Annotated in this window: 25 protein-coding genes and 2 pseudogenes; 3 read left to right on the top strand and 24 right to left on the bottom strand. The window is 33.1% G+C overall.

The window, feature by feature from the left end; all coding sequences use genetic code 11:
- Positions 1-71: 71 nt before the first annotated feature.
- Positions 72-494, bottom strand: coding sequence for a hypothetical protein (locus MKX39_RS03565; protein ID WP_340768322.1), 423 nt, complete (start codon positions 492-494; stop codon positions 72-74).
- 315 nt (positions 495-809) lie between these two features.
- On the opposite strand from MKX39_RS03565, the gene MKX39_RS03560 reads away from it, so the two are divergent.
- Complete coding sequence (locus MKX39_RS03560; protein WP_277587610.1) at positions 810-2,033, top strand: IS110 family transposase; 1,224 nt, start codon at positions 810-812, stop codon at positions 2,031-2,033.
- A 100-nt stretch (positions 2,034-2,133) separates the two neighbouring features.
- Here the strand turns inward: MKX39_RS03560 and MKX39_RS03555 are convergent, their stop codons facing one another.
- From MKX39_RS03555 to MKX39_RS03475, 17 genes and pseudogenes are all read right to left on the bottom strand, one after another.
- Positions 2,134-2,451, bottom strand: coding sequence for a hypothetical protein (locus tag MKX39_RS03555; RefSeq protein WP_340768321.1), 318 nt, complete (start codon positions 2,449-2,451; stop codon positions 2,134-2,136).
- Positions 2,452-2,580: 129 nt separating this feature from the next.
- The gene (locus MKX39_RS03550) at positions 2,581-2,982 is read right to left on the bottom strand and encodes a hypothetical protein (protein ID WP_340768320.1); all 402 of its coding nucleotides are present in this window, start codon (positions 2,980-2,982) and stop codon (positions 2,581-2,583) included.
- 439 nt (positions 2,983-3,421) lie between these two features.
- The gene (locus MKX39_RS03545) at positions 3,422-3,796 is read right to left on the bottom strand and encodes a hypothetical protein (protein WP_340768318.1); all 375 of its coding nucleotides are present in this window, start codon (positions 3,794-3,796) and stop codon (positions 3,422-3,424) included.
- Positions 3,793-3,924: pseudogene (locus tag MKX39_RS03540) on the bottom strand (helix-turn-helix transcriptional regulator); the annotation flags it as partial. The pseudogene MKX39_RS03540 and the gene MKX39_RS03545, both read right to left, overlap by 4 nt.
- A gap of 90 nt (positions 3,925-4,014) precedes the next feature.
- A complete protein-coding gene (locus MKX39_RS03535) occupies positions 4,015-4,296 on the bottom strand; it encodes a hypothetical protein (RefSeq protein ID WP_340768317.1) in 282 nt (93 codons plus the stop codon).
- Between the two features lie 143 nt (positions 4,297-4,439).
- On the bottom strand, positions 4,440-4,856 hold the full coding sequence (locus tag MKX39_RS03530) for a DUF4181 domain-containing protein (RefSeq protein WP_340768316.1): 417 nt from the start codon (positions 4,854-4,856) through the stop codon (positions 4,440-4,442).
- Positions 4,857-4,904: 48 nt separating this feature from the next.
- A complete protein-coding gene (locus MKX39_RS03525) occupies positions 4,905-5,186 on the bottom strand; it encodes a colicin immunity domain-containing protein (protein WP_340768313.1) in 282 nt (93 codons plus the stop codon).
- Positions 5,187-5,302: 116 nt separating this feature from the next.
- Positions 5,303-5,527: a hypothetical protein gene (locus MKX39_RS03520; protein ID WP_340768312.1), complete on the bottom strand. Its 225-nt coding sequence runs from the start codon at positions 5,525-5,527 to the stop codon at positions 5,303-5,305.
- A 214-nt stretch (positions 5,528-5,741) separates the two neighbouring features.
- Entirely contained in the window at positions 5,742-6,026 is a 285-nt protein-coding gene (locus MKX39_RS03515; RefSeq protein WP_340768311.1) for a hypothetical protein, read from the bottom strand.
- Between the two features lie 391 nt (positions 6,027-6,417).
- Positions 6,418-6,573: a hypothetical protein gene (locus MKX39_RS03510; RefSeq protein WP_340768310.1), complete on the bottom strand. Its 156-nt coding sequence runs from the start codon at positions 6,571-6,573 to the stop codon at positions 6,418-6,420.
- A 191-nt stretch (positions 6,574-6,764) separates the two neighbouring features.
- On the bottom strand, positions 6,765-7,241 hold the full coding sequence (locus tag MKX39_RS03505) for a hypothetical protein (protein WP_340768309.1): 477 nt from the start codon (positions 7,239-7,241) through the stop codon (positions 6,765-6,767).
- Between the two features lie 98 nt (positions 7,242-7,339).
- Positions 7,340-7,813 carry a DUF6241 domain-containing protein gene (locus MKX39_RS03500; RefSeq protein ID WP_340768308.1) on the bottom strand — a complete coding sequence of 158 codons (474 nt, stop codon included), beginning with the start codon at positions 7,811-7,813 and terminating at the stop codon, positions 7,340-7,342.
- A gap of 363 nt (positions 7,814-8,176) precedes the next feature.
- The gene (locus MKX39_RS03495) at positions 8,177-8,698 is read right to left on the bottom strand and encodes a DUF5412 family protein (RefSeq protein WP_340768306.1); all 522 of its coding nucleotides are present in this window, start codon (positions 8,696-8,698) and stop codon (positions 8,177-8,179) included.
- Between the two features lie 432 nt (positions 8,699-9,130).
- The gene (locus tag MKX39_RS03490; RefSeq protein WP_340768305.1) at positions 9,131-9,640 is read right to left on the bottom strand and encodes an amino acid oxidase; all 510 of its coding nucleotides are present in this window, start codon (positions 9,638-9,640) and stop codon (positions 9,131-9,133) included.
- 86 nt (positions 9,641-9,726) lie between these two features.
- Entirely contained in the window at positions 9,727-9,951 is a 225-nt protein-coding gene (locus MKX39_RS03485) for a hypothetical protein (protein ID WP_340768304.1), read from the bottom strand.
- 154 nt (positions 9,952-10,105) lie between these two features.
- Complete coding sequence (locus MKX39_RS03480) at positions 10,106-10,372, bottom strand: hypothetical protein (RefSeq protein WP_093496229.1); 267 nt, start codon at positions 10,370-10,372, stop codon at positions 10,106-10,108.
- 587 nt (positions 10,373-10,959) lie between these two features.
- Positions 10,960-11,121 carry a hypothetical protein gene (locus MKX39_RS03475; protein ID WP_340768302.1) on the bottom strand — a complete coding sequence of 54 codons (162 nt, stop codon included), beginning with the start codon at positions 11,119-11,121 and terminating at the stop codon, positions 10,960-10,962.
- A 254-nt stretch (positions 11,122-11,375) separates the two neighbouring features.
- Between MKX39_RS03475 and MKX39_RS03470 the strand changes: the two are divergent.
- Positions 11,376-12,215, top strand: a pseudogene (locus MKX39_RS03470) (tyrosine-type recombinase/integrase).
- Positions 12,216-12,326: 111 nt separating this feature from the next.
- Here the strand turns inward: MKX39_RS03470 and MKX39_RS03465 are convergent.
- From MKX39_RS03465 to MKX39_RS03445, 5 genes are all read right to left on the bottom strand, one after another.
- Entirely contained in the window at positions 12,327-13,319 is a 993-nt protein-coding gene (locus MKX39_RS03465) for a DUF4179 domain-containing protein (protein ID WP_340768301.1), read from the bottom strand.
- 5 nt (positions 13,320-13,324) lie between these two features.
- A complete protein-coding gene (locus MKX39_RS03460; RefSeq protein WP_340768299.1) occupies positions 13,325-13,861 on the bottom strand; it encodes a sigma-70 family RNA polymerase sigma factor in 537 nt (178 codons plus the stop codon).
- A gap of 289 nt (positions 13,862-14,150) precedes the next feature.
- Positions 14,151-14,636, bottom strand: a complete 486-nt coding sequence (locus tag MKX39_RS03455) for a hypothetical protein (RefSeq protein ID WP_340768297.1) — start codon at positions 14,634-14,636, stop codon at positions 14,151-14,153.
- 574 nt (positions 14,637-15,210) lie between these two features.
- Positions 15,211-15,765, bottom strand: coding sequence for a hypothetical protein (locus tag MKX39_RS03450; RefSeq protein ID WP_340768295.1), 555 nt, complete (start codon positions 15,763-15,765; stop codon positions 15,211-15,213).
- Positions 15,758-16,552, bottom strand: a complete 795-nt coding sequence (locus MKX39_RS03445) for a hypothetical protein (RefSeq protein ID WP_340768294.1) — start codon at positions 16,550-16,552, stop codon at positions 15,758-15,760. The genes MKX39_RS03450 and MKX39_RS03445 overlap by 8 nt, the downstream gene beginning before the upstream one ends.
- Positions 16,553-17,210: 658 nt before the next feature.
- Here MKX39_RS03445 and MKX39_RS03440 point away from each other — a divergent pair.
- Positions 17,211-18,308, top strand: a complete 1,098-nt coding sequence (locus MKX39_RS03440) for an integrase core domain-containing protein (protein WP_340768293.1) — start codon at positions 17,211-17,213, stop codon at positions 18,306-18,308.
- A 391-nt stretch (positions 18,309-18,699) separates the two neighbouring features.
- On the opposite strand, the gene MKX39_RS03435 is transcribed toward MKX39_RS03440, so the two are convergent.
- Positions 18,700-19,497, bottom strand: a complete 798-nt coding sequence (locus MKX39_RS03435) for a tyrosine-type recombinase/integrase (protein ID WP_340768292.1) — start codon at positions 19,495-19,497, stop codon at positions 18,700-18,702.
- Positions 19,498-19,837 lie beyond the last annotated feature (340 nt).

Below are 19,837 nucleotides of genomic sequence, written 5' to 3'. Positions count from 1 at the left end.
AAAAGTGCTTCACTCCTTCTTGAAGTAAAGCACCCGTTAGTTGAAGAACCTCCGAATTACTCTTATCATAATTAAGTCTCTTGTTTTTTCCTGAAATATATTCTTAAAATCTCGTCCATACCCCAGCCAATTAATGAGATAAGTGTTGATGCAACTAAGAAATATGAGTCAAACGCATTGAAATTTGTAAAAATAAACCTTGAATCAAGAATCAAAATCAATAATACTACAAAGCTGGTGCCAAAAAATAAATGAACAATTAATGAAAAGAATACTCGTTTATAGCCTTCAATACGATTGTTCATCTTATCCGAGAGAATTGATATAGGAATCCCAAATAAAAGAATAACAGGAATTGCATATATACTAGTAAAGGCAATTAACGCAGGTAACTCCCGTATTGTACTCCCTTCTATAAGCATAAAAAACAATCCAATAATAGGTGCGGATATTATAGCTGTGCAAATAAATGCCAATATTTTTCTCTTAAACACTAAATCCCCCCTTATTAAGATTATTATTCAACTAAACTGCACCTTACTAAAGCACCCGTTAGCCATCCATGTAGCGCAAAATCAGCGCTACACCACAGAGAATGAAAATGTGAAAACCTGGGTATAGGATACTACGGCTGGGAGAGGAAGGTCGATGAACTATGGTGCCATAGAGCCCATCCGTTAGTCTGACTCCAACGACCACGGTGCATCACAGACTGTCGCTCCCTTACGGGAAGCACTCATGGGAGATTAATCCTACTCTGGTTATTGCACCAGCCTCCAATACTATTTGCCGTAGAAAGGATGATTACAATGGAAGTAATCATTGAACGTGCTTGTGGGATGGATGTCCATAAGGATTCCATTACTGCTTGTATTATTACGCCAAAAGGAAAGGAGATTCAAACGTTTTCCACTAAAACTGTATTTCTATTACAGTTAATTGACTGGATTAAGGAGCATGGTTGTACTCACGTAGCAATGGAAAGTACAGGTGTATTTTGGAAGCCTATTGTTAACTTGCTAGAAGCCGAGAGCATTGAGTTTTTAGTAGTGAACGCTCAACATATGAAAGCAGTACCAGGTCGTAAGACCGATGTAAAGGATGCCGAATGGATTGCCAAACTTCTTCGTCATGGTCTACTTAAAGCAAGTTTTATTCCAGACCGAAATCAGCGGGAATTGCGAGAGTTAGTTCGATACCGTCGAAGTATTATTGAAGAGCGTGCGAGACAACATAATCGGATTCAAAAGGTTTTAGAAGGAGCGAATATCAAACTCGGTTCCGTTGTCTCCGACATCATGGGTGTTTCGTCGCTTGATATGCTTCGGGCTATCGCCGATGGCGAAAATGATCCTGAGAAATTAGCCAGCTTTGCCCGCCGATCAATGAAGAAGAAAAAGAGTGAACTAGAACTAGCTCTTCGAGGGTATATCAATCCACATCAACGTCTCATGTTAAAAACCATTCTAGTCCATATAGAATTTCTAACTGAGCAGATTGAACTATTAAACGAAGAGGTAGCTACTAGGTTATCCTCCCATCAAGAAGATATAGAACGATTGGATTCCATTCCTGGCATCGCCACTCGAATGGCTGAACAAATCTTAGCCGAAGTCGGTACAGATGTGGAGAAGCAATTTCCCAGTTCAGCGCACTTATGTTCCTGGGCAGGATTAGTACCTGGACATAATGAAAGTGCGGGCAAGAGGAAATCAACCAACATGAAAAAAGGAAACAAGTACTTGAAATCGGCGTTAATTGAAGCAGCTCATTCTGTTAGAGGATCCAAGACCTACTTGGGAGCCTTGTATAGGCGTACTGCATCAAGAAAGGGTAAAAAGCGTGCAGGGATATCAGTGGCTCATGCCATTTTAAGAATCAGCTATTATCTCCTAACTCGCAAAGAAATGTACGTAGACTTAGGGGAAGATTACTTTGACAAACAAAAAGAACAATCAATTGTACGATATTCTGTTCGAAGACTTGAAAACTTAGGTTACAACGTGACAATCACTGAACCAAATGCCTCCTAGTCCAACCCACAATTTAATTCACATTTAGGCGCTGCACTTTTTTAAAAAATTATTGAGCTGCGTCAGATTTCGTATTGCCTTTTTCTCTAAATCGAAGATTTTAATTTTCATGGGAGTTGAAGAAGAAACTCAGTACTGGCGGTAAGAATAAGAGACTAATTGCAGTGAAAATAAGTATTTTAGAAATCAATTTCGGTAGTTTTTCTCTATCTTTTCCTTTATTCCTTCCGCTAAATTGCAATTTATTTTTATATAGCACCAAAAACAGAATAAGAATAGAGACATAAGGCATTCCACCATATCTTTCATCAATATCAATGCCAATCTCTAAATATATACTTCCCCAAAGAATTACCCATATGATACTAACAAATACGACTATAACTAAAATTAGTGTTGACTCTAGAAAGATTTTCATTGTACTCTCCTAATTTATATCTAATTAGTTTTACCCTTTATTTCACTAACCTACCCTTTTAGTTCAATAAGAAAAAAGGCTTACCCTTAAAGCCCCCGTTAGCTGAATATGAAAAACTATATATTTATTTTAGCTATGCACTTTATTTTGATTTCTACCAATCAATCGTTGTATCACTAAATAGACTAGCGTAATGTAAAGTGGAATCGAAATAAGATAAATCATCACATTCAATATAGTCAAATCCCTAATCATTGAATACTCTCCCCATTCTAAAAGAACACGCCATAACAGACCAATGGAGTTAAATATAAATGCATAGAAAATCATTACTAGAGGACGTTTTTCATATAGGCCAAATAACATGTAAGCAATATAAAAATAGGCAACGAGCATTCCTATATATATTGGGATAAATTGGACAAATTTTATTGGAAATAATAGCCCGCCAAGCAATACCATCCAAATTAAAGTAAACGTAAATATCTTTTTTCTATTTCTATTTATCCGTTCAAAATCTGTTGTATTCACTTTCTCCACCCCATTTTAAGTATGAATATTTCATTTATTGAACTAATTTGTTACGTTTGGGCAAGAAAAAAGTGCCACCCCCAAACTTGAAGTAAAGCACCCCTATTGTTCTATAATTTACATATATTAACTTATTCAACACAATCTCAAAAAAACCTTCTTCTTCAACTAAACTGCTGCTTTAATTGAAGAAGAAAAAGGCTTTACTCCTTATGGAAGTAAAGCACCCGTTAGTTTAATCCCGTTACTTGAATAAAGAACAGCAAATTTTTATTGATTATCTAACCTTTTTTCAAGCAACTCTACCCGTTTTTCCAAAGACTCTATTTTTCCTTTATGCTCGGTAACATTATCTATTTTTGGCTTCAACATATTGTAAAGTGATTTTATTGGCTTTAATGTACTCCCAAACTTTTATTTGGCAACGTTAACAATGTTTTTAATACTTTTTTGCATAATAAACCATATTTAAAAAGACAGTAGAAATATATAATGCCATGAATAGTGTTAATACTTGAAAAGCAGCAAGGTTAAGCGACGATGTAGGGTTGAAAATAATCATTAAAATAACGGCAAAACCAATACCCCAAAAATAACTAATATATACTGCACGTTCACGGATTTTTTGAGCCCGCTCATCTTTTGCAGAAAAGTGGGGTGCTAAATAAGCTAAACAGAACGCCATAATCGTTAAAGCAACTGCCATTAATCCTTCTGGAAACTTACCTGAAAAAATATAAACACCATTAATTAGAAGTGCATTTATTAGCATAATGAAACCTAAAATTAAAAAAATTGCTCTATTGTGTTTCATTGATGGTCCTCCTCATAAATAAAAATATCTTCAATATGACAATTAAATAAACGAGCTAACTTAAATGCTAATGTGATTGAAGGATTATAACGTCCTTTTTCCAAAGATATTATGGTTTGCCTAGAGACATTACGGCTTTAGTTGAACAAAAAAAGAGCCGTATTATCCAACTCTATATTTTACTAAAGCACCCTTTAGTTTAATAATATTGCTTTTGATTAATATCGTTTTTTTAAGTTTGGAAATTTATTATTATAAATTTTGTTCCAAATTTTCAAGGCACTTGGATAACAATTATCAATCGAAGGTACTCTACTCCTCGAAAACATTTCACCAAAGACTACATGTATCACTCCAGCTAATTTATCAACAGATGCAGTTGGTAAGTGCGATACAATGAGACTTATTTCTGGATCATATTCATCCTCAGATGTGTAACGTAAAAGGCACATTGGGTCCCAATCATTAATTACTTCTTTTACAATTTGATAGTGGTTCATAATATCCCTCTTTCAAAAATGTATTTTTGTGATTTATGCTTCACCCTTATTTAGCTAACCTGCTTCTTTAGTTCAATAAGAAAAAGGCTTTACTCCTTCTTGAAGTAAAGCACCCGTTAGTACAACAAGGATGACTTACTCAATTAAGATAATCTAATAAGTAAATCAAGTAAATTAAACTTAATAACTATAACAATGGTAAGTAAAAATAATACCCCTTCGCTAATAGTTAGAATATATTGTTTGGGGTTCTCTAAGTATTTATACTCAAAAAATGCCCTTATTGCGTAATCTAATAAAATGTAGAAAAATACTGCAATTAGTATCAAGTTTATCGGGTAATCTTTAATTATGATTAGGCTATTGATAACGATAAATACAATCATATAAGTAAATCTCATAGCCGAATCAATTTTTCTATGCAATCCGTTTATGTGATTGTAAGAAAAAAAGGATTTTTTTTCTTTCTCTATATTTAATATTTTCCTCAAAATTAACTTAACTACTATATTTAAAACAAACACAATCAATACGAAAAATGCTAATTTTATCCAAATCATACAATACCCCCTTATTTAACTAAACTGCTACGTTAGTTCAAAAAAACTTTAAGGGTTATTCAATAAACTATTTAATTTAACCAATGCATCACTTACTTCTTTTCTTAGTTGTTGTTCGGAAATTTCAAAGGCAGTTTCTTGTCCAGGAAGGCATTCGTGCCAATAACAATCAACTGCTTCAAAAACTCCATTTAAGACTTCGAATAGCGTGTTACCCATTCTTTCTGTCTCATTTTTAAATGTATATAGGTAGTCATGTTCAAAATCTTCAACAGTAATTATTTCATTTATAAAATCCTCCATTAACCTTTTATACTTATAAGCAAACATTTCTTCACCTCTTTTATAGATTTTTTTGAACCCATTCTAACGAGATTCCTTTTCCAAGTAAACTGCGGCGTTAGTTGAATAAAAACAAAGCTATGTTCTTATTGAGGAATCGCCTGCTAATCTTGTGTAAGTATTAAAATAATAATAACAAACGTCATTCCTATAACACTGATTAAGGATGCAACTTTTATATAACGAATTGCACCATCAGAAATTTCAGGTTCTTCTTGGTACATCCACCGTTTTCCCCATAATAAACTTTCTTTTGGATTGAAATAACTCCAGATTAACACCCCATATAATGGAATAATTATAATAAAACCTATAATTATATCTCCCACCCTCACATCTCCCTCCAAAAATCAATAATTAATATACGATTGAATTTTCTGGTGGTTTCAAAACACTTATCTGTACTTGAACTATTCCTACATAGAGCATCCATATATACTTGCTTATTCAACTAAACTGCTTCGTTAGTTCAATAAGAAAAAGCTACCCTATGTTAGCCACTTGTTAACTAAAGCACCCGTTAGTTGAACAAAAACGCAGTAGCTATTTTAACTTTTTCATCGAAACCGATTTATCTGGGAAGTGTAACATTATATTTCCTCCAGATGACAAAACGACTTCAAATGATAATGTTGATTCGTTAATTGGTAATAATTCTTCATACAACCAGTCATCTATTTCACGATTGTAAATAGGTTTATCATTATCATAATTCAAATGTTGAAATTGAAAAAAAGAGACATTTTCAAAACTCAATATCCAAACATCGTCACTAGAAATAGTTAAGTGAACGTTTGAGTGAAGGAGACTTTTATGTTCAATTTCCATTTTTATAAGTCTATAATCGTGAAACCCCCAAGAGTTAAAACGATTAAAAATATCTTGAGGCAATCTATCAGATAATGTATTGAATACCTCTTTGTACTTTTTTGCATTTTCCTTCCACTGATTATCTAATTTATCCTATTCTTCATCGTTCGTGCCATCCATATTTTGAGCTAAATGCAATTCATATAATAAATATTTCATTTATAAAGCCCCTTTCTTTTCAGTTCTTATTCAACTAAACTGCCGCTTTAGTTCAATAAGAAAAAAGGCTTTACTCCTTCTTGAAGTAAAGCACCCGTTAGTGAAACAAAATTACTTATTTATTTTTCTCCAAATCAATAAAATGAGTTGGAAAATGTATCTCCAAGCTCATTTTATATTGGTATCTTTTTTACTTGCCTGCTGCTGCTAACATTGCAATGCTCCACATAATCAGAGTAAACGATATTGTAAGCCATAAAGTATTGACTGTAGTTTTTTCTTCGTGTTTAACCTTTTTCAATATAGAAACCAAATTTAAACAAAATATAACACACAAGATAGGCATTAAAAACCCTCCTATGAGTAGAGAGGCAGTAATCATATATTTTCACCCCTTTGTAGTTGTTTATCATTGTTCAACTAAGCTGTCCATTTAGTTCAATAAGAAAAAAGGCTTTACCCCTTCTTGAAGTAAAGCACCCTTTAGTTGAATAAGGAGTAATAAGGGTAGTCAGTACCATTTCTCCTTGTTATTTACTATCTAGCCAAATCTCCGAAAGCAGAATTAAATTCTTTTCTTACTTGGATAATGAATTCTATCGGTTTTCCGGTATTATCTTTGGTATGTAGATTCTCATGGGTCTTTCCTTCATACCAAGTTTTCTTACCAATAAAGGTCTCTTGAATCTCTTCGTCGCCTTCAAAGTAAATTTCGAAACCTCTTTCTTGTTCTTTATAATAATCATACACTTCTTTTTCACTAAGTTCAGAATATAACTTTTGGTAGACAACTACAGTTGGTCGTCCCCCACTGCCCCATGGTCCTCCACCGTAGTTAACTCCATAATCAAATCCTTGTTCAAGCACTTTTGTTTTTGAAGGAAGTGGATAAGAAAAGACTTTATTTGCAAACTCTTGAGCAGTCTTTTTATCTTGGCTAAAAAAAGATACAGCTATCCATGAAACTGCTAGAATGATTGATAAGATAATCAAAATCCTATATCTTTTATTCAAGAAACCTCTCCTATCTGGTGCCCTTTTAGGTTCTTTGTTATCTGTAATAGTCATATTAAATGAAGCTTAACCGCCATGTACCATCGAATACCAAAAACTTAATTCTGTTTTTCTGTCGAACCAAAAACTTCATCTACCTCTTTACCGAAAACATGGAATATGTAGTATATCTCTTGCTCTTCCGAAGCAACGCCTGTTGCTAACCCTTCAGGCGATTTCGAACCTTGAATAAACATTAATAAATTATGGTCATCGTCAACTGTTGAAAAATCACCTTTTTTCCAACGTTTTAATACATCTAGATACATTTCATGACGTGCATATTTATCATGCTTTGAATGACGTTCATATTTAACTTTGTTTTCTTCTACCATCTGTAACAAAATGTCGATTCTTTCTGGTGTTATCATAATGGAACTTTCTTTTTCCTCAGCAATAATCTTTTGATGCGTCATTTGTTGCATCACTTCTTCCACTAGATTGTCAACAAACGGTTCATTTCCAATTTTCCATTCATCAATCATCTTGGAATGAGTGGTATTTTCCCAACCATAGAGAGAATCCACTGTCATACAAACTCTTTTTTTTCATCTTCTTTTAAACTACTATCTAATTCATTTTCAATAACTTTAGAAGTTTCTTTTTCATAGTTCTTTTCCATAATTAAATACGTACCGCCTATACTAGCAAAGCCGTTAAGATAACTAGACCTAAAACACGAATCCTCCTCATTTCTTTAACCACCTTTATTAATAATTCCCCCCAAAAGAGGCATACCCATCATATAGTTAGAACTTTCTCCTGTTTTGAATTTGATTTTATTGGATTGATTTTGTAGATATATTCTACATTCCGCCTCAACTATCCTGCCCCTTTTGTTCAATAATAAAAGAGGCTTTTCTTCTTGATGTAAAGCACCCGTTAGTGAAAAAAACTTAATCCGAAAAAGTTTCCCCTTTATCCAAGTTCAAAGTGTGATTGTTAATTATAATAATATGGTTATTTTTCCATTCCACATCAACCTTGTGCATAGGTTCTTCGTAATAAATCCTCTTTTTAAACCAAAGGGGACCATTTACAATTCCTTCTACACTAATGGAGGTAGCAGCCCCACCGTTTAATGTGTAAAAGTCGATGATGATTTTAGAGTCAGGTGATTGTGCTGTTTCAATGGGTTCTCTCGCAAATGTATTTACCGCTACCCCTAATAGAAAAATTGCCGAAAGAGGGAATGTAATTAGCACCGTAAGCCAACTTCTCCATCTTGCTCGCCTACTACGTTTGTCTTTAAATCCAATAATACCCCAAACGAAAGCAATAACAGTGAGTAGCCATAAAGTAAAAGCAGGTGGTGCCACTTGCCAAGTTCGGTTATATGACGCATATAACGATTGTAATGAAAGTACTAATAATATCAAACATAAAATGAAGGACCACAAATTATATTTTCTTCCCAATAAATTACCTCCTGATTAGAAGTTCTGGTGTTCTCAAAAAAAAATTCTTATTGAACTAACCTGCCGCGTTAGTTCAATAAGAAAAAGCTACCATTACAGGCAGCCGCTTGTTTATTTCAAAAATATATATAATACTGAAAAATAAATTACTTTTTGGGTGATTTGGATGATTGCAAACTATTTGCTAACCCAAAAATAATTGTGAAAACTAGAATTGTAAATATTTTTTTTACATCTATCTCTATACCAATCCACAAGGTGTAAAGCAAAACAATTCCATAAAAAATAATTACGCTACTAATGTTATATTCTTCGAAAAACTTAGTATTTTTTTCATTTCCAACCTCTTATTTGATATGCTTTAGAACTCTTCTAAAGCACCAGTTAGTTGAATAAAAAGTAGAAGAATAACCAACTCATTATGTCCGTTTTTTATAATGCTTCAACTTTTTGGAACATCTCTCTATATAGTTCATTTATATTTTTTTGATTATCTAAATAAAAGAACCAAGCATCATCTTTTTCTTCATTCATGTTGTATAAATAAATTGTCGTATGAGAACCGTTATCTAATGCATCGAAATCTGCTGTTTTATAGGTAAGTCCATCCCTAACAAACGGAAGGTGTCTTTTGTTTGAATTGAAAAAGATGATTGGCATTTCAGAGGTTTGATATGAATTTACATATGTATCATCTGATGCAGGTTCAAACAATTCAGGTGTGACCATAATAGCATCAAATTTTTTAGCAACATTGAATGTGTCTTCTTTAAATTGTTCTAACGACAATTGTTTAAAATGAATCTTATCATTTTCCAATTCTGGAATTTCACCAATAACAGCAATATTTAATAACTTCCCATCGTACTGAATTTCGTTATTGTCACAAGCAACTAAAAATAAAACTGCTAAGATTAGTATTACCTTTCTCATTCTCATCAACAATTTAAACTCCTTCTTTAACCAATTTTTAAACAAGTAACTAATTCAAAATATAATAATTATCCTTCTTGAACTAACCTGCTGCTTTAGTTTAATAAGAATAAAGTTTCTATACCCATTACTACTGAATGAATAAATAATATAGCCATAACAATCCATAAAGTATATTTAGAAAAATACTTAAGTCTATTATTTTCAAATGTCTTATTTAGCAAGTAAAAAAAGCCAATTACCCAAATACCATTTTGAAAAAAAGTAGAAATTATGATTTCTGACGTCGTAAAGAACCTTAAAATATAAAATGAGTCCAATGAAATCCCTCCCATATCTGATAATATATTACCATAATTAACCAATCTGTTTCTTAAACTAACCTGCCGCGTTAGTTTAATAAAAAAAATGCTTTACCCCTTCTTGTAGTAAAGCACCCGTTAGTGAAATAAGAAAGATTGAGTTGTAAATGAATTACAATAGAAACATCAACAACCAAGTTATACTAAATATGATATAAGTAGCTGAAATAGTCATCCAAAATGTATTTTTAGAGGTACCAGCATTACTATCACTACTAACTTTTTTGATTAATGCTACTAAATTTAAGCAAAATACTATTGCTAAAATTGGATTTAAAAAAAATCCTGCTTGAACTAATAATTCCATATTGTCACCCCTCATTTGTAAAAGGAAATACTCAAAAACTACACTAATATTGACAAATTCGTCATTCTTCAAATAATATCCTCTAATTGAACTAAACTGCTGCTTTAGTTGAATAAGAAAAAAGGCTTTACTCCTTCTTGAAGTAAAGCACCCGTTAGTTTAATAAGCACCTGCCCATTTATTACACATCATGGTCGAACTGTGACTTAGTTATTATTTAATCTTTGAAACTTGTTGCTTTCAGCAACGTATAATAGATAATTAATATTTAGAAAGTGGGTATACTACCATGTTTAAATCAGAAGTAACTAACGAAATTTTATATATCTTAACCTTGTTTGCATTAATGGCAGTATTATTATCCAACGACTTAAACACCACATTTTCTAGAGTATTTGTTATCCTTGTATTATCAGCAATGATTTTAAAAAGTATATACAGAGTTATTAATATCAAGAAACAGAAAGCTGATTAAATTTCGGCTTTTTACTACGCTTTATGTGTCAAATGCGACATAAAAACTCCCATTTTCTTCTTCAACTAAACTGCTGCGTTAGTTCAATAAGAAGAAAAAGGCTTTACTCCTTCTTGAAGTAAAGCACCCGTTAGCTTAATAACCATCTGTTAGTCTTCATCCAATTGGTATATTTAATATGAATTTAATTTAGTAATATAGGCACTGCTATTATTGCTATACCTAAACTTATGAAAAATGTAATAAGCCAATCTCGTTTTCCAGTTGTCTTAAGTAGTATATTCAGTACCGAACCAAAACAAAAACAAACTATAAACCCTAACAAAACCCAAATGAGTGGTCCCATAAAATACCTCCTAGCCTTAACTCTGTAATTTTTCATTATAAATCCATTTATAAATCTAATCTGCGTCTTTACTGAAATACGTTTGAATCGATATAAGGTTCCATTTATAAAAAAAATTCTGTTTAAAATTATCATAAGTCCAATAATTTTCTTATTAAACTAAACTGCTACGTTAGTTGAAATACACCCTATGTCTATAATTCTATTAAATTGGCAATAATCCTTTTAATATTACTATTTTAGGGGGAATAGAGTTGTTACTATCGAATGCATGGACTTCGTTTGAGGCTGATAAGCGAATAGAGGGATTTTCACCACAAACATTGAAGGCCTACCGGTTACAGTCTTTGCTACTAATTGATTATTTTATGGATGTAGAGATAGAGGTACTGGATACAAATCAACTGAAAGAATATCTCGCTATATCCGGCAAGCATTTAAAACCAGCAAGTCTTGCACATCGCATTCGTTTTATGAAGTCATTTTTTCGTTGGTCCCACGAAGAAGGCTACCTGAGTAAGAATCCAGCGTCCAAAATCAAAGAACCCAAAGTGGGTAAGCGGATACCAAAATATTTAACGGAGCGGGAAATCGAACACCTTCGTGAATCCTGTCATTCTCCAATCGAAAAAGCGATTTTTGAATTCATGTTTTCTACCGGTTGTCGAATTGGAGAAGTAGTTGCATTAGAAAAGAACCATATTAACTGGTCCAATCAATCTGCGATTGTTAGAGGAAAAGGTGACAAGGAAAGGGAGGTTTATTTTAATACACGTTGAGATATATGGCTTAAACGCTATATAGAAAGCCGTAATGATCATAACTCTGCTATTTTTGTAACCGCTAGACAGCCTCACAAAATGAGCGTCGCCCAAATGCGATACATCATCAAGCGAATCTCCAATCGTGCTGAAATTAATAAAGAAATTCATCCGCACCAACTTAGACATAGCTACGCAACTCATTTGTTGAATAATGGAGCTCCTCTTGAAGTCATACAAAGTCTTATGGGCCATGAGAAAAGTGAAACCACCAAGATCTATGCTCAGCTAAGTGGAAGGTTAAGAAAAGAGTATTATCAGAAGTACTTTTAAATGAAGAAGGAGCAACGCCTTAAAGGACGTTGCTCTATTTGACTAAAGCACCCGTTAGTTGAATAAGAAAACTCGAGCTGCATAAGTAGCTCGAGTTTTAACAATATTCTTTTAATTTATTGGAACAGGTGATTCGATTAACTGGTTACCAGCAGAATCACGAGCTAATAAATAATAAACTCTTTCTTCCAATACGAATCCATTAATGCGACCATAGGATATTTCATCTAAGTCATCAGAAGTATAAGTTGTTGTAGGTGTTTGTTCTACACCATCTTCAGATTGAATGGAAAAATAAATATTTCTACTTTGAGTTTGTGATAAATCATAATAAACAGTTGTTGAAATAGGCGTTGATACCACTTTTTCAACGGTAACGATTTCTCCATTATTTAACGTTATTGTTTTATTCATATCAAACACTTTTTTCTTTGCTAGTAAATTTGCTTGTGGTACTTGCACTTCAAATCTCCATGGCTGTTCAATTACAACAATATCATGTGTACTAGAACTCCACTCATCATAACTAATTTCAATATGCACGTTTTCTGTTGTAACCACTTGGCTTAAATTAATATTGTTATAAATAGTAAACATGGAATCGTTTAATTCGATGGATTGACTACCGGTTGTTACCGTATAATCTTGTCCATTCACTTTTACTACAGGTCTAAAATGTGTTTGGTAATCAAACTTCACACCATCATCAGCTGGTTCAAACGTTGCACTTAACACTATCTGCTGGTCATCTAACATAACTTCATTTAAGGTGAGTTTTCCAAGGTCATTCTCTACTGTTTCTCCAATAGCTGTTTTATAGGAAGAAAAATCAACGTTTTCATTCGGATAGTTAAATTCTTCAACTACTCCACCAACAAATGGCATACTAGCAATTGTCCCTTTATCCATTGCCAGTGACAAGCTAATTATAGCTACCGCTACAACTGCTGCACTTGCTACTAACCAGTATTTCTTTTGTTTATATGGTTTAGTTTTCTTTTTAAATCCTTTTATAATACGTTGTTGTTCCATAATAGATAAAGGGGTTTCTTGAAATTCGCTTATATCTAACTTTACCTCATTTAACTCTTTATAAATAGACATTTACATTACACCTCTCCCTTTTGCAAAATAGTTTTTAATTTTTTTCTTCCACGAGAAAGTTTGTTATGCACCCAAGATTCTTTTGTTTTAAACTCATTAGCTATTTCTTTAGATGGCACTCCTTCAATATAATATTTTTCAAAGATAGTTCGTTCGGTATCATTTAATTCATTCAACAAGCTAGACATATCGAACTCAATTTGCTTTGATATCGGTTGACTAGATATTCTTTCATCAAATTCAAATTTGTTTAAATTCTGCTTTGACTTTTCAGATTTACGTACATAATCAATCGCACGATATTTTGCAATAGCCGCTATCCATTGCCTAAATTCATTTTTTGTAGAATCAAATGAATCAATGTGGAACCAAATTGAAACTAATACATCAGCCATACATTCCTCTATATCTTGTTGATTGCGTTGTAGATATTTCCGAATAATAGCGTTAAGTAGCCCACCATATGTTTTAAGTACGTATGGAATACAATCTTCATTTTTTAACTTTATTTGTTGTACAACATTTACTTCCGTAACTCTCAATTCAGTCCCTCCTCATCTCTTTATTCGGTACCTGCCTATTAATACGTTTGTTGTTTAAAAAACCTATCAAATATTTAAAAAAACCGATAGATTAATTCATATCGGTTAAGTATCTATGTGACTTAATTAAAGACCCAAAGTTAAATTGTTGGTCCAAAGATACTGTTTTCGACCCTTTCCAAAGAAATCATCGTATATTGTATTGGTAACTCCTTGTTCAACTAAACTGCTTCGTTAGTTCAATAAGAAAAAAGTCTTTACTCCTTCTTAAAGTAAAGCTCCCGTTAGCTTAATAAGACATACCAGCTTCTCTAAAGGCATTTCGATAAATCTCAGTGTTTATTCTTTGAACATCAATCTGCAATAATTCTTTTCTAACGGTACTAAATAGGTCACTTGGAATATCGGGAAATCTACCTTCAAAATCTTCTCTTTTATCTAAATGATTTAGCGTTTGAATAATAACAAAATAAATGTTTGGATATTGCTTTTTAATGTTGGAAGAATGTTTTAGAAACTCTTTGAGATACTTATCAAAATCGTGACGGTTGTATACTTCTTTACCTGTATTGAATGGAAATCCACTTTGGTCTTCCCACTCTATCAAAAGACCCCAAAAAGCAATAAGAGAACCCGACCTATATCTCAAATTACCGTCGTTAAAGTGTTCATAATAAGGGTAAAACAATTTTACACACCAATCAAAGTCTACTATCCCATTCACTTCTTTTATCATTTTATGTAATAAGTCTAATTTTTCTTTAATCGAATTCATTAGTAACCCCCTCTGGAATGTAATTAACAATATCTTTTACTATTTTTATCGCTTTTCTTATTGAACTAACCTGCTGCGTTAGTTTAAGTGAAAGACTTCACAATCTTTCTTAACTAATGACTTCTGTTCTATTACTATTTTATAGATTCAATTTATAGTATGAACCTAATCAACACCTGAAGTTGCAAAGTCGGTAGAGAAGATAAATCCCAGACGCATGCCTTGATTTGCGTATTTTTTAATTAGTTCCGAAGACTTTACTGAATTCGGAATCCTGAATTAAACCAACACTATTTTGTACCTTAACAGTTGAAGGGTTTTATACATTAGTAGCACAAGGAGGCTTTGAGCAACAAACAAGCTAAATAGATGCGTATAACCTCCTACAGTTGGACCGAGTGAGGAACAACTAGTCGATGATGTGGAATCACCACATTATTCTATTTCCTTTGGTATTTTCCCTTTTCATATACAAAAAAGACCCCACAAGTAGTGAGTGCCTAATATAAACAAATGAGATTAGTATAACTACCGCATCACCACTAGCGCACACGTCAAGAACCTTTTTCTTGATTTACAATTTCCACATTTCCACGACGATATCAAAAATATCATTATTTGTTTGAATTGATGTCAAAGGTTTGATTGAAAATGTAAACTTATCATTGCAATCCGCAAATGGAGTACATGTATATATTTTCTCGTTTGACGATACATCTATCTTTAAACCCGTTTCAAAAATAGCATTCTTCATATACCAAGGCTTAAATACATTTCGAATTTCTTTCTGAGGAAGCTCAAATAATAATTGCCCGAAAGCGATGACAGGAATCAGTTGCTGATGCTGAGGGTGTGTAAATTGAATGTTGATCATTAATAAGTGGTCTACAATATTACTTTCAAGTTGTTTTTTTAATGCGTAAGGTCTGGCAATATATTGAGGGATAAGTGTCCCGTAGTTATCAGATGTTTGTAAAATACTTTTACTTGTTTCAGTAGCAAGTCCGTTACCAATAATAGGAATATAACCCTTTTCAGAGAGTAAAGCATCCGCATCCTTTAAAAGTTTGATTGAATTGTTTACAACTGTATGTACATTTTGAAATGATTGAAGTAAAATATCATCCATTAGTTAATCCCCCTTCATTTTGCTTATAATTCCATCTTGTTGCATTAAGTTTCTTTTTGGGCCAGGCAATCGTTAATCTTGGTGAGTAAAAACCTGTAAAGGGTAAGACATTTGTCACTTTTCCCCATCCATTAAAACGTGTAAGATTTTTTCGCTCACAAACCACACGAAGTTCTGAAAGAATCATTCGATCCTGTTCGGTCTTAGATTCCATGCAAGCAACATCATAAAATCGTGCCCATGACATCCAATAGAGGTTATTTAATGGAGCTTTCGAAAATTTAAGACCAGACAATATATCTTTTTCTGGAAAAATAGTATGATTAGTCAAATAGACTAATTGTATTGAGATGATAGACTCACCATGAATTCCAAGTTTCTTTAGTGTATCCGGATCATTTAAATCTTCAAGCTCTCTAGAAAGTTGATCGCGTTGCCAATTTTCTCGTTCCTCAACATGAACCGATTCATCTTCCTCACTCGATTTGTTAAACATATACTTTGCCTCAATACCAACGATATGAACCGCACCATCTTCATCAGTTAAAACCAATACCACATCAGGCTCACAGTTTTTGAGGGTTGGCCAAAATACATAGCGAACCTTTTTGATTGTAGCTGAAAAAGTTAGCATCTTTCCGTCTTTGTCTACACTTGAGCTCAAAGCTTGAATAATATACTCTGGATTAGACAAATACTGAAATCCTCCGAGAATTGAACTTGTAACCACATCCTCACTATTCCACACTGAAGAAGGAAGCTTTCCGCGAATAATTGCCTGTAGCATGTTAATACCTCCTAGAGATTGTGTTTTACTTGAGTATAACAACAAATATTGGTATATGAAGGATTATTTGGAGTTAAATGATTCAATTTACTTCATTAAATTCTATTTAACTAAATTTCTTTCAGTCTGCATAAGTACAGTATTAGGAACTGGTATATCATGATTTATAGAGATTACGGAAGAATAGCATTCTACCGAAGAAAATTTTAATTATTATCTATACGCTACACTAATGATTAGAATATGTTGCTGCGCTTAACCTTGTATGGAAGTTCTATTAGAAGAAAGTACGACTTGCGATTACTCAACAATTGAAGTACTAGATTACATTCCTCCATTCTCTACTGTTAAGACATATTTCACCATTTACATTGCAAGAACATCACAAAAACTACATTGCCATACAATAACAAAAAGAAAAGCCCAGCAGAGATTTCTCTCCACAAGGCTTTCTATCAGTTTTTAACTAGATTAACATCCAGTTTCTTATGAAATTAATTATCTGAATTGTTTTAGGACTTGGTACCCAAAACTTCTCTTTTTCTATATACCCAGCAAATTAAAAGTATTTTCCTTAATCATTCTTATTATATTGAAGCTTCCTATCATCTTATATAAAATGAATAATAAATAAGATTTAAATAGGAGTTGATTTATTTTGTCGATTATTCGATCTCTAAATATATTTTTAAAAGAATGGATAAGCTTTCTCATGCCTTTTTCTTTGCTATTCTTTAAATCCTATAACGAGATTAAAATGGAAAACATCGCTCTTAGAAGTCAATTAGCACTGTATAAACATCGTTATGAAAAACAGATGCTGCCTAAACCAACACCTACTCCAGCTTTTAGACAACTTTGGGTTATTCTGTCTAAGTATATGATAAGTTGGAAGTCTCATTTGGTTGTCGTCAAACCTGAAACTGTGATTAAATGGCATCGAATGGCCTTTCAGCTTCACTGGAGACGTAAATCAAGCCAAAAGGGACGACCAAGAACATCGCAAGAAACGATTAAGCTGATTACGAGATTACATAATGAAAATCCTTTGCTATCACCTGAAAAAATACATGAAAAACTAAAACTACTAGGAATAGAAAAACCTCCTGCACCAAATACAATTGCTAAATATATTCCAAGTACAAGGAAAACACCTACAGAGAAACAAATTCAATCATGGAAGACATTCCTTAAAAATCATCAGTCCGTTACTTGGGCAACGGACTTCTTTACAATTCCAACATTAACCTTCAAAGTACTTTATGTATTAGTAATTATTGACCATCGAACTCGAAAAATTATTTCTTTCGGAGTTACATATAACCCTACTGCAAAATGGACAATTCAACAGTTCCGAAATGCAACTCCATATGGGTATGCACCTAAATATCTCATTCATGATAATGATCCTATTTTTCGTTCAAAGGCTTTTCAGCGATTTTTATCATCATCGGTAATCATCAATAAGAGAACAGCCTATCGCTCACCGTGGCAAAATGGGTATGCAGAAAGAGTAATTGGAACAATCAAACGCGAATTATTAAATCAAATCATACCACTTAACCAATTACACTTGCATAAAATACTTCATGAATACATCCATAACTATTACAACACCAACCGAACACATCAAGGAATAGGAGGAAAAACACCAATTGCTTCACCAGTGTATCTTCCGACAACAACTGCGGAAACAAAACTAGAAGCAACACCTGTGTTAAACGGTCTTTATCATACATACAAAAAAGTAGCATAACCTCTCATAATAAATTTTTAAAAACCTTCAGAGAAAGGCTTTTTTATCATGTCTTTTTTTCATTTTTTCCAATCCACCGTATGTATCTACTCCATCCTGTCTAGAATAAACATACTGCTGACAATAAATAAAGAAATCAAACTATAAATTTGGCTGTTTTAATCGCAATTTTTCGATTTTTTACTTTTTGAAGGGGACAACTGGTGATAGCAAATTCATGCTCAATTAGTGTTTCTTGTAATAAAAGAAAACGAGAAAGTGATTATTAATAGCTATTCAATCCTCCATTTACCTTAAAAATTAAAATAGCCCAACTCCACGAAAGGAATTAGGCGACGATTGCCTTATACACGATTACATTTTAATTTTTCTCATCATACTTGTAATCTTTCTATTGATATTGGTCGTATAATTTTTTTTGGGCATCTTCCATGAGGCGAGTGTAGATTCGAGTACTGTTGATGTTTACATGTCCTAGTAGTTCTTGAATATAACTTTGGGGCATCTTTTTTTCCGCTAAATGGGCCGCAAACGTATGTCGCATGGTGTGGGGGGATACCCTGAATCCCAATGTTTTTGTGAATTCTCGAAATTGTTTTTGTACAAAGTCTTGATCTAAGGGCTCACCATTTGGATGACAGAAAAGATAGTTACTATCTATATTTCGATCGTGTAGGTACGCTTTCAATCGTTCGGAGCATTCATGTGTGAACAGGACAAACCTTTCTTTATTTCCTTTCCCTTTTCGAATCCATATTTGCCGGGTATCCCATTTAATATCTTCCAACTTAATATTCAGCAGTTCACTGATTCGGACACCGGTAGTATAAAGTGCCTCCACCAGTGCTCTGTCTCGTAAGTTCGTTTTGGTTAATTCTTGGAGTAGGGAAACTTCTCGCTTGTTTAGATAATAAGGTAAGGAATCATCAAGTTTAGAAGATTTAACCATTGCGGTTGGATTTTTCTTTAGTTTGTTTTCTTCCATGCAATAACGATAAAATGATTTGATCGCGGTCAGTTTCAATTTAATCGATTTAGCTTTTAGCTCTTGTTCTGCCATGGAAGATAACCACAATCGTATATCCGTTGCTTTAATTTCATCATAGGGTTTCCCACAAAACGTAAAAAATTGTTGTAAAGAGATGCGATAACTCCGCGTCGTTTCTGAACTAAATCGTGTGGTGTTCATTTAAGAAGTCTTCTTGTATTTTATGATTCAAATTTTCACCCCATCTTGTTCTGATACGCCATTCTGCATTGGATATGTATACTCCTGATTATTTAGACATTTTGGAAGAGAATGTGGAATTTTCTTTGGTGGAGACATGGCGGCACCAACCTTTCTTTTATTCTTTAATACTTTAATTTGTTAATCAGTCTTCACAACTTTTTGTTTTTTAATCATTTAAAAATAATGATAATCTAACTCATAAGACAGAATAGAAAAACCCCTACTCTAGCAAAAGAGCAAGGATTCGATGATAACTTTGTTGATTTATTTTAATAACTAAAGAATAAATAACCAAGTT

The sequence above is a fragment of the Psychrobacillus sp. FSL K6-1464 genome (genome assembly GCF_038003145.1).
Classification (GTDB): Bacteria; Bacillota; Bacilli; order Bacillales_A; family Planococcaceae; genus Psychrobacillus; species Psychrobacillus psychrotolerans.
Note: the sequence above shows the minus strand (reverse complement) of the source record. Positions and strands in the feature narration are given on the sequence as shown.